Below are 13996 nucleotides of genomic sequence, written 5' to 3' on the forward strand. Positions count from 1 at the left end.
CCTTTTCAGCACAGGTGGTTGATATATTTCCAGTTTGTTTTTATATGTAAATAAAATCATTATTAAATCAGGCAGGGAACTCATGCATAAACCCTCCGGCCGATACATACTTCTTTTCTGCGCAATGCTAGTCCTGCTCTGTCCGGAACTGCTTTGGGCAGCAGACATCAAAATCCCTGAATATATTGGAAGGGCCAACAATCCATACATTCTCCCAGACGGCAGCGGACCCGGCTTTTTCCTCTGCACGGCTATCGGGCTGATCACCGGGATGCTCAGTGCCGTCATCGGCGCTGGAGGTGGCTTGCTGGTGGTTCCGGCGCTGATGACAGCCGGGGTCAGCGGCATTTATGCAGTAGGCTCGGAGTTGTTCCGTTTATTTATATTCAGCACCATTCAATCCATACGTATGGGAATCAACAGACGCATCAAATACACTCTTGCGCTGATTATGACAGTGGGCACAATTTTAGGCGGATTGGGGGGATACGCTCTCAGCAAAACCGTCTTTATTGCCGATCCTGCAGGTAACGATATTTTCATATCAGCCATGATCATACTTTGGTTGATCATATATGCCTTCATCATTATCCCCGACTTTCGGGATGAAGCACAGAAATACGCTCTTGAATTGCTGCGCAAAGAAAAAGAGGCAAATAAACAGGAAGAAGCTATCAACACTCAGCCTGAAAATCCTGCCGAACAAAAAAATCCTGAACAAGAAAATAAAAACGCAAAAGAAGCCGAGCCAACAACGGAAAAAGATGATGATGCAAAGAAAAAAGAAACTGAACCGGAACCAGAGCCGCAGTTTGAAGACGAGCTTTATCCAGATGAAGAGCCTTGGGAAATCGCCCGCAGCCTGCGTAGCATGAAACTTCCCCCGTATATTAAATTCCCCCATACCTTTAAAGAAAAAGAAGATGAACTTGAGCCTGCTGAAATGAGACGGGACGGAGAAGAACCTGATCTGGATAAGGAAGATAGTCAGGACAAACTTGAACGAATCCCGGTTCTGCCTGTCTTTTTCATGACCATGATCGGCGGATTCTTCATGGCCATTACAGGATCGGGCGGAGTAATTTTGACCTTTACCCTTATGACCAAAGGATTAGGCTGCGTTGCCGCACTGGTGGCCGGGACGGACCTTGCAAGACTGGCCCTTTCTACCGGTGCATTGACCATGGGAACATATGGATTAAACGGATTCATTAATATCTACTGCATTACCGGTCTGATTTTCGGCACGATCACAGGGCTGCATCTGGGCAGCAAGGGACTAAAACATATCCTGCCCTACCGGGCCAAGGGACTGGTTGCCCTGCTGGTTGTCTCGGTAATCATAAACCGCATACTTGCCCTGCCCGCATTACTTCGCAAAGCCGGTGCAGCCATTCAACCGGGGCTGGTCTCAACTTTTGATTCCAGCGGAACCTACATCCTGCTCATCGGTGCGGGAATTTTCGGAAGCTGGATTCTTTTCTCCTTTCTTAACGGCATATACAGATCATTGCAGCCGGTGAATGGAAAAGGAGCAAAAAAATGATCTATTCCTATAAAAGCCTTACTGTCGCAGCTATGCTTTTTATTTCAAGCATACTCATCATCGCAGCCATGCACCTGCCCATATTTAACGGGGCTGACGGTTTTGAAGCCATGGAAAGCTCATTCAATTCCCTGCGCAAAGGGGTAAAACCTCCATTCAAACAAATTGCCCGAGAAAATACTGAAAATCTCGGCAAAAACATCAATATCACCCTTGTCTTCCGCACTGACGAGGAAGCACGGGCGGTCACCATGATGTTCCTGCGTAACAAGCTGACCGTGACTCCCAAGGAGCGCCGAATCAATATTCAAGGAGATCTGGGCTACACTCTCAAATTTTTCATGAATGATATTCACCTGCTTTACATGCACAATTTTTCGGAACTGCAACAGCGCTATTCCATGCCGCCAACCCTATCCATGTACTACCTGAACCACATACTGCAGAAAATGGCCGTTGCCATGGCTTCGCAGAAAAAGGAACCTCAGGAAAAACTTATTAAAAAAATTCGTAACAAACTTCTCATCCCGGCCTACAACCTGCGTGAGGCCCTACCGGTTAATCAAACATCCGGCTTCACATATCTTGCTTTAGGAACGCTGGGCATACTGATTTTCGCTATTCTCTGGGATATTTCCAATTTCCTGTTCTTCGGCACACTCGCATCTGAAGATTTCATGAAAAGCATACGCATCAGGCTTGGCCGGGAACTGTCCGGCGAAGAGAAAAAGCGACTCGCCGTAAGAAAGAAGAAAATGGCCAAGGCGATGGCGGAAAGAAAGAAAAAAATGGAGAAACTGGAAAAAGTAAAAAGTACCAGAACGAACAAAGAAGCTTTAAAGAAAAAAGCTACAAGCCCAAAGAGTGATCCTGCTACCGCTAAGAAAAAGGCAGTAGAAAAAAGGAAAAAGGCCGCAACTGACCCCGCAAAACCACGCAGAAAAAACGTTGCGCCTACCTCAAGAACTCAACCAGAAGAAGTTGTTTCTGGCAGGGAAGCACAGAGCAGTGATGCCCTGACATCCAAAAAGAAAGTGACAAAGAAGAAAGCGGGGAAACAAGTAGCAACATCGAAAAAGAAATCGACAAAACCAGCTGACAAGAAGCCTGCCCGACCAGTTGAAAAAGAGGCTGCAACTCCCAGAAAACAGCCGATGGCAACAGAAAACACGGGCAAAAAAGTAAAAAAGTCTACTTCACAAACCCAAAGCAAAAAAGTAACTACTCAGCAGGGGAGAAAAAAGAGCGCGGCTATATCCAAACCGGAAGCAGCAAAAAAGAAAGTTGGGAAAACAAAACCAACAGCTGAACCGATGAAAAATAGGCCGGGCAAGAAACCGCAAACAGCCCCAAAAGAGATAAAACCGGATGAGCAGTAACAACGCCAAAGCCCCAGTAGCCTTCTTCCGTATTCTTGAGTATGAATCCACATTTCTTGATACGGCCGTGGCTATGACTCTTGAGGAGTGCGGGCTGAAAATCCATCCCGGAACAAAAGTTCTGGTCAAGCCCAATCTGGTATCCCCAAAAAATCAGCTGGCCTGCACCCATCCCAATGTAACCATCTGCCTGTGTCGCTATCTTAAAGATTGCGGAGCACAGATTACGGTTGCGGACTCTCCGGGATACGGCAGCGCTGCCCAGGTATCCAAAGCCATCGGAATGACTTCCGGATTGAAAGAACTTGGCCTGAAACCAAAAAGTCTCGGGCGCCCGGTTCCGCTCAAGCTGTCCTTCGGTGAAACCATCGGAATATCCCGTGACGCTCTCGAAACGGATATGATCATAAATGTCCCAAAGCTGAAAGCCCACAATCAGTTTGTGCTTACCGGGGCAGTGAAGAACCTTTTCGGCACAGTGGTCGGCTTCCGCAAAGCTTATGCGCACACCCGTTTCGGTGAGACTCCCGGACTGATGGAAAAAATGATTATCGAGGTTGTCAATTCCATGCCTCTGGCTTTCAACCTCATGGATGCCATCTACCCCATGCACGAATCCGGGCCGATAAGCGGGAAACCATATACCATGAGCCTTTTGGCAGGTTCTCCCAACCCATACGCCCTTGATACCGCCATCTACATGCTGCTGGGCCTCAGCCCCAAAAAGATACTGCTTTGGCGTGAGAGCGCCCGCCAGAAAATTTTCGGCTACAACCCGGACCACATTGAATACGTAATCGAACCTCCCGACGATTTTGACACCACGGATTTTAAAATTCCGGAAAAACTCAGTCCTATGGAATTTGAACCTGTCCGTTTCATAAAAGGACGTGTCAAATCCCTGCTCAGCAGATTTAAATTGCTTTGATGCGCTTCACAGCCTGTGCTGATACCTTGCCATAAATTCTAAACAAAGAGATTTCTTCCAGATGACAGAGAACAGAATTTTCCGCCGACTGCTCACTGTGACCGGACAGGTACAGGGTGTCGGATTCAGGCCCTTTGTTTACAAGACAGCTCTCAAACACAATCTCTCAGGCACAGTTCTCAACAGTCCCGAGGGAGTACTCATTGAGCTTCAAGGCAGTAAGAACGCACTGAATGGATTTGATCAAAGCTTCAGCTACGACCTGCCGAGGCTGGCCCGCATTGTTTCTCTGAAAAAAGAAGAGCTGGCTGTAATTGAAGGAGAGGAACAATTCTGTATTCTGGCCTCCACTGCCGGGGAAGGACATTGCGTGCTGATCAGCCCGGACGTTGCTACATGCCCGGACTGTTTTGCAGATATGAATGATCCGCAAAACCGCCGTTTTGAATACCCGTTCACAAACTGCACAAATTGCGGTCCGCGCTACACCATCACTAAATCCATACCCTATGACCGCCCGGTGACATCAATGGCCTGCTTCGAGCTATGTGATGATTGCCGCACTGAATATGAAAATCCGCTCGACCGTCGCTTCCATGCCCAGCCTAATGCCTGTGCAGAATGCGGACCTAAAGTCTGGCTTACAGACAACAAAGGCAATGAACTTGCAGGACCGGAAACAGCCCTGCGCGAACTGGCAAAACTGCTGGCCGAGGGAAAAATAGCCGGGGTAAAAGGCCTTGGCGGATTTCATCTGGTCTGTGATGCCTCTAATCCTGAAGCTGTACGCACCCTGCGTGAACGCAAGAACCGCCCGGATAAACCACTGGCGGTAATGGTCCGAGATGTGGATGAGGCCCGTAAAATCGGAAAAATCACCGACCACGATATTGAACTGCTCGAAGGGTTGCAGCGGCCCATCGTACTTACACCAAAAAGCGACAACTATTCATTAGCCCCGGAAATAGCACCGGATACAGATTTTATCGGATTAATGGTGCCCTACACTCCGTTGCATCAAGTGTTGCTTAAATATTTTTCCGAACGAAATAAATCGGACCTACCGTCCGCTCTGGTAATGACTTCCGGAAATATGAGTTCCGCGCCCATCTGCATCGGCAACCGCGAAGCATTAACGCGCCTGCCGGATATTGTGGATGTTTTCCTCTTCCATAACCGTGATATCCTCATCCGCGTAGATGACTCTGTGACCCGCTCAGTACCCGAGTTTGCCGAAACGGATAAAAACAAATCACGCACTATCTTCATGCGCCGGGCTAGAGGCTACACCCCATCCCCTGTTTTCCTAGCTCAGGACGGTCCCTGCGTACTGGGAACCGGGCCGGAACTGAAAAACACCCTTTGCCTGACCAAAGGGGACCATGCTTTCAGTAGTCAGCATATAGGTGATATGCAGAATCTGGAGACTGCCAATTTCTGGAAAGAAATCAGACTGCATCTCCAATCAATACTCAAGGTTAAACCGGAATTGATTGTTCACGATCTGCACCCGGATTACCTGACTACCGGATTGGCTGAAGAAATTTCGCTGACAGAAAACATAAAGACCACCGCTTTGCAGCACCACTACGCCCACATTCACTCAGTGCTTGCCGAAAACAAACACATCGGCCCGGCACTGGGTCTCGCCCTTGACGGAACAGGTTTAGGCGAAGACCGCACAATCTGGGGCGGCGAGTGCCTCCTGGTTGACAATGAAAAACTGATCAACAAGCGGCTGGCAAGATTCACGCATCTACGCCTTCCCGGTGGTGAAGCTGCCGTGCGTGAACCATGGCGTATTGCTTTTGCCGCAGCCAAGGACCTCGGCCTTGATACTGACCTGATCAGCGTCCCCGAACAATTTCAATCCGGTCTGAAAATGTTTGAACAGATCCTAGAAAAAAATATTAATTGCCCGCTGACCAGCAGTTGCGGACGGCTCTTTGACGCAATCTCGGCCATGCTAGGTCTCTGCCCCGCAATATCGTACGAAGGACAGGCGGCCATCATCCTTGAAAAAATACAGGATATGACCGAACAGGAAACCTATGAATGCCCTCTCGCTCAATCCGTAGAAGCGTACGAGATCTGCACTGGTGAACTTTTCAAACAGGCTTTTACTGATTTTCAAAAAGGAATCTCTCCGGCAGTCATCAGCCGCCGTTTCCATCGGGGCCTGATTTCTGGACTTGCCGATTGTGCTGAAAAAATATCTGAGCAGACCGGGATAAGAAATGTCGGGCTAAGCGGCGGAGTCATGCAGAACCTGACCATCGCCGTAGAATTGCCATTGGAGCTTCAAAAACGAGGTCTTATTCCGCTGGTTCACCGCTACCTGCCGCCTAATGACGGATGCATTTCACTGGGACAGGCTGTTTATGGGCAATTACTACTCAATAAACGGTAATCATTGAGACTAGTTAGTTTGAATAATATTTACTATTGTCTTTCAATTCTTGAACTACAATAGTCAGTGAAACCGGATGATTCAATAAAATCAACAACCTCCACCGAACAAAAATAAGCAGGGCTGCGGAATAATCCCACAGCCCTGTTGCAACCCGATTAACCGTCATAACTTTACAGGACGGCTCAATGAAAGCTTGATTCCTACCAGCCCTTATGGCTGAGAATATCCTTAACTTTTTCCTCGGTTTTTTCTTCCACGAGGATCATTTTCTTTGCCTGTGCTTTTTTAATCTTATCTGTGAGCACATTGATGTCGGCAGGTTTTTCCACAAAGTCCATGGCACCGAGCTTCATGGCCTCGATACCTTTTTCAACTGTTGCGTGACCACTGAGCAAGATGACCTGCATTTCAGGACGCGATTTCTTGATATGCTTAAGGGCTTCTATACCGTCAATACCCGGCATCTGGAGATCAAGCACGATTGCATCGAAAGTTTCGTTGTCCACCTTATCGAGGGCTTCCTGAGGATTGGTACATGCGGTTACATCCATGCCGCGCAGCTCCATACGTTCTGCCAGACCTTCAACAAATTCCTTTTCATCATCAACCAGAAGTACTTTTTCTGCCATCTTTCTTCTCCACCTGCACGATGCAGTTTAAAGTAGTTAAAATTTAATATTTAAGATTTTTACCTGCGGGTCTGCGGCAACTTCAGCCCCCACTCTTTCAGCAATTGATTCCAGTTCGGCAAGTGATTCTTCAGGCAAAGATTCACCCAGTCCGGAAATTATTATGGCGCACCCACTATCTGCGGAAGACACATCAATGCCGAGTTCACCATCTTTCACGGCACTGTCCATGGCATACTCAAGACTTTTGGCAATGAGCATCTGGGTGGTAAACGGGTCACCCTTGCCCTTGACCTGATCGCCGTCCTTGAGGCTGACCGTCACGCACTTGCGCGATGCCATGCGGGTCAGCAGGGAAATAACCAGCGCAACCAGTTCGCGGTAATCAACCTCACACTCCGGTAGATCCACGCTATGGGCGAACCGGTTCATGTTCTTGATGATTCCGTCTCCGCGTTTAACCTGTTCCTGAACTTTCTGCGCCAATTTGTTCATACGTTCGGGATCAAGCTCCATACCCTGCTTAGCCATTAATGAATAATCCTGCAGTAAGCCGGCATCTTCATTGATGATGGCCAGAACATTTTTGAGATCATGGGAAATAGCCGCACTTATCTGCCCGAAAAAACAGAGTCCGTCACGATCTTTCTGTATGAGTAATCCCATGCGCTTCTCCTTATGGATGGTTATTCTAATCCCAGAGCCATGTTAATTTTATCCACCAGTTCTTCAATTTTCACAGGCTTAACCAGATAACACTCGGCCTTAGCCGCACCTGCGTTATAGTCTTCTTCCGAACCATGGCCGGAAAGAAAAATATATTTCATGCCGGAGCGGACTTTCTCCAATTCGGCCCGCAACTCCAAACCGCTCATGCGCGGCATTTTTACATCAAGAACCGCGAGGTCGTACTCCGTCTCTCTCACTTTGTCTATGGCTTCTGCTCCGGAGCAGGCCCAGTCGGCATCAAATCCGCGAAAAGAAAGCCTCTCGGCAAGGGCTGAAACCAATTCGGACTCATCGTCAACCAATAGAATCTTCATACTAATGCCTCTCTCCATTAATCTCGGGAGCCTTGGGCAGCGAAAAACTGAACTCAGTGCCTTTCCCCAACTCACTCTGCACTTTCATGTCTCCACCGAGATCCTGCACCAGACCATAAGTGATAGACAGCCCCAATCCTGTTCCGCCCGCTTGTTTCTTAGTAGAGTAAAACGGCTCAAAAATCCTTTTCAGATCAGAAGCGGGAATACCGCAACCGTTATCCTTTACCGAAAAATTAACCAGTCCGTCTTCATAACTTGTAACTTTGATATGCAATGCTCCGCCATCCTTCATGGCTTGAAAAGCATTGTTGATCAGGTTCAGCAGAACCTGTTCCAGTTTGCCGCGGTCGGTTACCACTTCAAAAATCTGTTCATCGACATCAACGCTGACATCGATACAGCGGTACTCGGCCTCCTTACTGAGGAAGCTCAGCACGGTTTCAATGACCTTACGTGGATATACAGGCCTGAATTCAACCTCAGTCTTGCGGGAAAATCCAAGCAGCCGTTTGGTTATACGCCCACAGCGTTCCACCGAGTCTATGACTGAATCCACCAATCCCAAAACACGGTCATCCGCTTTATAAGCCTTGCTGAAAGTGAACAGATCCTTAAGCAGACCGGCTTTCTCATTGATAATAGCCAGCGGATTATTGATTTCGTGGGCCACCCCGGCAGCCAGACGCCCTATTGAGGCCATACGGTTATGGTGCTCCATCTGCTGCAGGGCCTTCGAACGGGTCATATCGGCAGTATAAATACGTTCTACAAGGTAGGTCGCCACTGCCCACATCACCATAATAATAACAGCAATACTGAAAACGGTGAACCAGATCACGGTATTGCGCGAACGCTGCCAGCCCCCCATGAATTCGGCCTCGGTCTTCACATAGAGAAGCACGAATGGAGAATTCTTGAGATATGCATAGCCGAGCATGGCCGGATCACCCTTAAGATAGGAAATTTCTTTAACTTTGGTCCGAAAGGATTTTTCCGGCAGTTTGAAACCGACCTTGGAAAAGATATTGCCGTTCCATTTGGATGGCGTCTGCAGTACACCTTCCCGGTTTACGAGAAAGACGTCCTCACCTTCAGAAAGATCAAGTGAGGCCAGAATACCGTTGAACTGCTTGGTATCCAGTGTGGCGCGCAGAATCTTAAAGTGGCCCGCATTCTCATCAAGCATATGCTTGACCGCGATAACAATATGCGGGCTGTCACGAAAGCCGAGGAAAACCTCGCTTACATAGACCCCCTGCTCCACGGTTTGTTTGAACCAGTCCTGCCCGGCATACTCACGCCCCTCAAGGTTATAAGGTCCGACATAAGCGACCTGTCTGCCCTGATTATTAATCACACCGAGGTCGATGAATCCGCCGAAGCTGTTTTTCAATGACTTCAGCATCCCGGATAATTTGATGCGATCATCGAAGGAACGGAAATCATGCAGTTCAACCAGCAGTTGTAATGCCGATTTCCGTTCCTCCAGAAAGTAAGATACCGAACGACGGGTATTGGACGTAGTCCTTGCCGCCTCCAAGGTATTTTCAGATATGATCGCTCCCCGAGTGACACTGAAGTCAATTGAGGCCATAATCAGAATGGGAACAAGGGAAACCATGACCAATAGCCCTAAACACAGCTGCCAGATTCGCTTGTAATCAAACAGCTGCTTATACGGACCAACGGACTTAGGCTCCGCATCCAAAAATTCCGGTTTGAATATTCCCTTTATATTCATGGCCTGCCCCGGCGAGTTTATTGATTAAGATTTACGCACTTTGGCGTAAGCATCTTTCAGGGTCTTGCTCAACACATCTATGTCCACGGGCTTGTTCAGGTAAGCAAAAGCACCGAGAGCCATACATGTCTTGCGGTCTTCGTCCGAACCGTGACCGGTAAGGATGATCACTTCAATGTTGGGGCGCTCGTTCTTGACCCGGCGTAGAACCTCTATGCCGTCGATGCCGGGCATCTTAAGGTCGAGGATCATTACTTCAGGTTCATCTTCTTTGACTACGTCAAGTGCGGATTCTCCATCATAGACAACAGCTGAACCGAGGTCGCGCAACAGGAGACGTTCGGACAGGGTCTTAACGAACTCACGCTCGTCATCAACCAGCAAAACGCGGGAAGGCAATTCAAAATCCATGCGGCGGTAGATATCCGCCTCATAGAAATCCTTGCCGAAGACCACTTCAACGCTCTCAACCCCTTCAATAGGTTCAGCGATTTCGCGCAGATCCTTTTCAAGACGCTCAACCATGAGCACTTTTTTATTGATTGAGAGGGTGACATTTCCGTTTTTCGCTTTAACGGAAACGTTGTGTCCCTTGGAGACCAGCTTGGTTTCAACGCCGGCGGCAAGCAGGAAATCCTGCACGGCCTGTTTGGAAGCTTCGGTAACTTCCACGGCTGCATTATTCAGCTGTTCCCTGATCAAAGCCACGGATTCATCCACGCCGGTTTTGTCCGCAGGAATAATCATATCGTACAGGGATGATGCCCAGGGGTCATTGATCCCGGTGACTTCACGAACCCATACGGTGCGTTCCTCATCGCTGTGCTGGATTTCCTTTTCAGCTTCAGATTCGGAAAGACCGGACATAATCCGGGCAGTTTCCAACCTTTTTTGTAGGTCATCAATGATGCAGACCTTAAGAACATGGCTGATTTCCTGAGACAGTAACTGGGTAACCAGACCGGAAACCAGTAAAGCCTGACCTTCGGCCAGTTTTTGGGCAAGAGCCAGCCTGAGCCATGAAACCGAGCGTTCCTTTTCATGGCTGAATTTATTAAAGATGGAAGTTTTGGGAGAGAAAGCCTTGGCAATGGCGCTCTCACTCATTCCTCCCAGCGCTGCGGCTTCGGTCACGAGGTCGCTGTCAGTAACCAGCTTGAAATCAATATCATCAATCAAGCGTTTTATAACGGCATCAGTCTGACAAAACAGACCACTGAAAATAAAAAGATCAGACATTAGCAACCTCCACTAAGCGTTACCGCGAACACGGCAGTAAGTTGTGAGCGGACAATCGGACTCAGTTCCATCATGATGGGCCTGAGCGTGGGTTTTGCAGAGTGCGCTGTCGGTATCTGCAAAGACATGATCTTTCCCGATTTTCTCAAGTAAGTGAGTTCGTGCAAGCACATCCATAACACTTTCGTTGACACCGGAAAGGGATATATCCCGGCCACCGCTTCTGACAGTATCCACAATCAGGGAAAGGGCTTCCTCGCCGGATGCGTCTATGTCATTGATACCGCTGCAAACCAGAATAATATGCTTCAGATTAGGCATATTCAACAAACGGTCGGTAATCTGGTCTTCAAGAAAACTTGCGTTAGCGAAAAACAGGGGTCCGCCGAAACGCACAACTGCAATATGGTCGCATTCGCGCAGACCGTGGATGCTGGCATCACGCAAGACCTCGTCCTCTCCCTTTGACAGATTCGAAACACGCGGGCGCATACTCTTATAAAGGAATACGCCAAGTGAAAGAGCCACACCGATCATGATACCCTTATCAAGGTGCGGTGCAAAGGCCAGAGTTGCAACAAATGAAATAATAGAGATAGCTCCATCATATTTCTGGGCCTTCCATGCGTGGATGAAACCGGATGCGTTGATCAGCCCGATAACAGCCATCATAATTACAGCGGCCAGAACAGCCTGCGGCAGATTATAAAGCAGCGGGGTAAAGAACATCAGGGTAACAGCCACGATAGCGGAAGTGAATACGCTGGAAAGTCCGGTTACAGCACCGGCCTGCAGGTTAACTGCGGAACGGGAGAATGAACCGGAGGCAGGATATGCAGAGCCGCAGGCACCGAGCATGTTGGCAAGTCCCTGACCGATGAGTTCCTGGTTGGGGTCGAGCCTCTGTCCGGTCTTTGCTGCCATGGCCTTGGCAATTGAAATCGCTTCCATAAAACCAAGCAGGGAAATGATTATCGCGAAGGGGAAGAGTTTAAGTATTACTTTCAGGTCCAACGAAGGAATCGCCAGAGCCGGAAAGCCGGAAGGCACATTTCCTACAACGGCACCACCGCCCATCATTTTCAACGCGGCAGTATCAAGCATCTTGTTACCGACTTTGATCCTCCAGGTTCGGCCATCGGTAGTCAGCCCTGCAGGAGTTTTGCCTTCCACGTAAAAAGCCATGCTGCCGTCAGCCTGTTCCACTCCTTCAAAAAGGAAGTGACGCAAAGCGGCTCGCAACTCATGAGACTGGTGTTTAAGAACGTTAACCTGATAGTTGACCACGGCAAGATCATGTTCTGCATCGTAGTAGCCTATCTGATTTTTCTCACTCTTGGCTTTGTCTTCAAGTGCCGCAATCTCAGTACGCTTGACTGCCAGATCTTCAATACCGGTCACGGATTTGTTGAAATCAGTAATCACGGACTGAACTTCAGTGTCCTGAATGGCAGAGATATCAACTCTGACATCATGGTTAAAACCGGTGGCCCATGACAACAGGGTGGTGATTACAACCGCGCAGAGCACGTTGGGAATCTTAGGGTTGACCCGTTTCAACCCGACCATGATCACAAACGCCAAAACCCCCATGCCCAAAGTAGGTAGATGGGTGTAGTGGATTGCGCCCTTGATAACCCTCATGATGGTTTCAAAATGAAGTTCGGCCTTATCAACATAAACGCCGAACATCTTTGAAAGCTGGGATGAAGCAATAATGATAGCTGCCGCGTTGGTAAAACCGTTGACAACCGGGTGAGAAAGGAAGTTGACAACCAGACCGAGACGCAGCACACCGAGCAGAAACTGAAAAAAACCGACCAGCAGAGCCAGCAACAGGGCGTAAGCGATGTAACCTTCGCTGCCTGCCGTCGCCAAAGGCTCAAGAGATGCTGCAGTCATCAGGGACACAACAGCAACGGGGCCGGTAGCCAACTGCCGGCTGGAGCCGAACAGAGCCGCCACCATGGGCGGAAGCAGAGAGGCGTAAAGCCCATAGTAAGCAGGCATTCCCGCCAGCTGCGCATACGCCATGGACTGGGGAATAAGTACCAGTGCAACGGTCAGACCGGAAATGATATCCGCCCTGAAAGCCGCCCCGCTGTACTTTTTGAACCAGCCCAAAAAAGGAAAAATTCTAGTAAGCATGAGATAAACACCCCTAGTTAGATTTCAACATCCTACGGATGGACCTGATCAATTCGTTGTACAGGGCACCCGCATCGTAGAGATTAAAATTCTTGAATCTCACTAAACCATCTACCATCGTAAAAATGATGAGTGCACTCTTCCGGGGATTGACCTTGCCGATGGAGCCATCTTCCAACCCCTTTTGGATAGCCTGCTCAAAAAGAATGACCAGACAATTATAGATGTCCACGAGGTGTTCCCGGAACTCAGGTCGACTTTCGGCGAACTGATAAAGGAAATGTCGGTGCAGAAGAAGAAACTGATATTCCATACGCCCAGCCAGAAGAAGGTAAAACGCAACCACCTCTTCCATCTCTTCAATGCCTGTACCCGGTGCATGATGCTCCATGTGGGCCTTGAACTCCTCCAGGATACGGTCCTTGGTTGCCTCGAGGATAGTCAGCAACAGGTGTTCTTTATTCTTGAAGTGATAAAAGATTGTCCCCTCCGCCGCTCCGGTCATTTTGGATAATTCCTGCATGGAAGTATCGGTAAAACCTTTATTGGCGAAAAGGATGGTGGCAGCCTCCAGTATTGCCGCCTTCTTTTTGGACATCTTGGTCATTATTTCTCCTCTTTCAAAAACCGACTGAGCACTCAGTCGGAATCAAAAATACTCTGAATCCGGGTTCAATGTCAACCCGTCCTTTTTTTCACAATTACAATACGAATACCTATTTAATATGCTAAAATATTAGGATTTATACGTTAGAAATACGCCAATACATATATGATATTTTTTTCACATAACCCGCTAATATCTAAAAAACTGAGTTATCACTCGGTTTTTATTGGCAAATATTTTTATTTTTTTCAAGAAAAACTGAGTGTCTGCTACAAAAAAAACATTAAAAACAAAAAAAGCCCGGCTCCGCATTATTGCGA

11 protein-coding genes are annotated in these 13996 nt (G+C 48.2%); 4 read left to right on the forward strand and 7 right to left on the reverse strand.

What is annotated here, in order from left to right:
* The first annotated feature begins 82 nt into the window (after positions 1 to 82).
* The 4 genes from ACKU41_RS06410 (at position 83) to hypF (ending at position 6263) form a co-directional block, all read left to right on the forward strand.
* A complete protein-coding gene (locus tag ACKU41_RS06410; protein WP_319780512.1) occupies positions 83 to 1546 on the forward strand; it encodes a TSUP family transporter in 1464 nt (487 codons plus the stop codon).
* Positions 1543 to 2925 carry a hypothetical protein gene (locus ACKU41_RS06415; RefSeq protein WP_321404677.1) on the forward strand — a complete coding sequence of 461 codons (1383 nt, stop codon included), beginning with the start codon at positions 1543 to 1545 and terminating at the stop codon, positions 2923 to 2925. Before ACKU41_RS06410 ends, ACKU41_RS06415 begins: the two co-directional genes overlap by 4 nt.
* Positions 2915 to 3853, forward strand: coding sequence for a DUF362 domain-containing protein (locus tag ACKU41_RS06420; protein ID WP_319780514.1), 939 nt, complete (start codon positions 2915 to 2917; stop codon positions 3851 to 3853). Before ACKU41_RS06415 ends, ACKU41_RS06420 begins: the two co-directional genes overlap by 11 nt.
* Before the next feature lie 61 nt (positions 3854 to 3914).
* On the forward strand, positions 3915 to 6263 hold the full coding sequence (gene hypF, locus ACKU41_RS06425; protein ID WP_321404678.1) for a carbamoyltransferase HypF: 2349 nt from the start codon (positions 3915 to 3917) through the stop codon (positions 6261 to 6263).
* Between the two features lie 203 nt (positions 6264 to 6466).
* On the opposite strand, the gene ACKU41_RS06430 is transcribed toward hypF, so the two are convergent.
* The 7 genes from ACKU41_RS06430 to ACKU41_RS06460 are packed head-to-tail and all read right to left on the reverse strand — an operon-like array spanning position 6467 to position 13676.
* The gene (locus ACKU41_RS06430; RefSeq protein WP_319780516.1) at positions 6467 to 6895 is read right to left on the reverse strand and encodes a response regulator; all 429 of its coding nucleotides are present in this window, start codon (positions 6893 to 6895) and stop codon (positions 6467 to 6469) included.
* A 36-nt stretch (positions 6896 to 6931) separates the two neighbouring features.
* Entirely contained in the window at positions 6932 to 7561 is a 630-nt protein-coding gene (locus tag ACKU41_RS06435) for a sensor histidine kinase (RefSeq protein ID WP_321404680.1), read from the reverse strand.
* 20 nt (positions 7562 to 7581) lie between these two features.
* A complete protein-coding gene (locus ACKU41_RS06440; RefSeq protein ID WP_319780518.1) occupies positions 7582 to 7938 on the reverse strand; it encodes a response regulator in 357 nt (118 codons plus the stop codon).
* A 1-nt stretch (position 7939) separates the two neighbouring features.
* Positions 7940 to 9682 carry an ATP-binding protein gene (locus ACKU41_RS06445; protein ID WP_321404683.1) on the reverse strand — a complete coding sequence of 581 codons (1743 nt, stop codon included), beginning with the start codon at positions 9680 to 9682 and terminating at the stop codon, positions 7940 to 7942.
* Between the two features lie 24 nt (positions 9683 to 9706).
* A complete protein-coding gene (locus ACKU41_RS06450) occupies positions 9707 to 10921 on the reverse strand; it encodes a response regulator (RefSeq protein ID WP_321404684.1) in 1215 nt (404 codons plus the stop codon).
* A gap of 12 nt (positions 10922 to 10933) precedes the next feature.
* Positions 10934 to 13069 carry a SulP family inorganic anion transporter gene (locus ACKU41_RS06455; protein WP_321404685.1) on the reverse strand — a complete coding sequence of 712 codons (2136 nt, stop codon included), beginning with the start codon at positions 13067 to 13069 and terminating at the stop codon, positions 10934 to 10936.
* Positions 13070 to 13082: 13 nt separating this feature from the next.
* A complete protein-coding gene (locus tag ACKU41_RS06460) occupies positions 13083 to 13676 on the reverse strand; it encodes a TetR/AcrR family transcriptional regulator (RefSeq protein WP_321404686.1) in 594 nt (197 codons plus the stop codon).
* Between the last annotated feature and the right edge of the window lie 320 nt (positions 13677 to 13996).

Source organism: Maridesulfovibrio sp., from assembly GCF_963678865.1.
Classification (GTDB): domain Bacteria; phylum Desulfobacterota; class Desulfovibrionia; order Desulfovibrionales; family Desulfovibrionaceae; genus Maridesulfovibrio.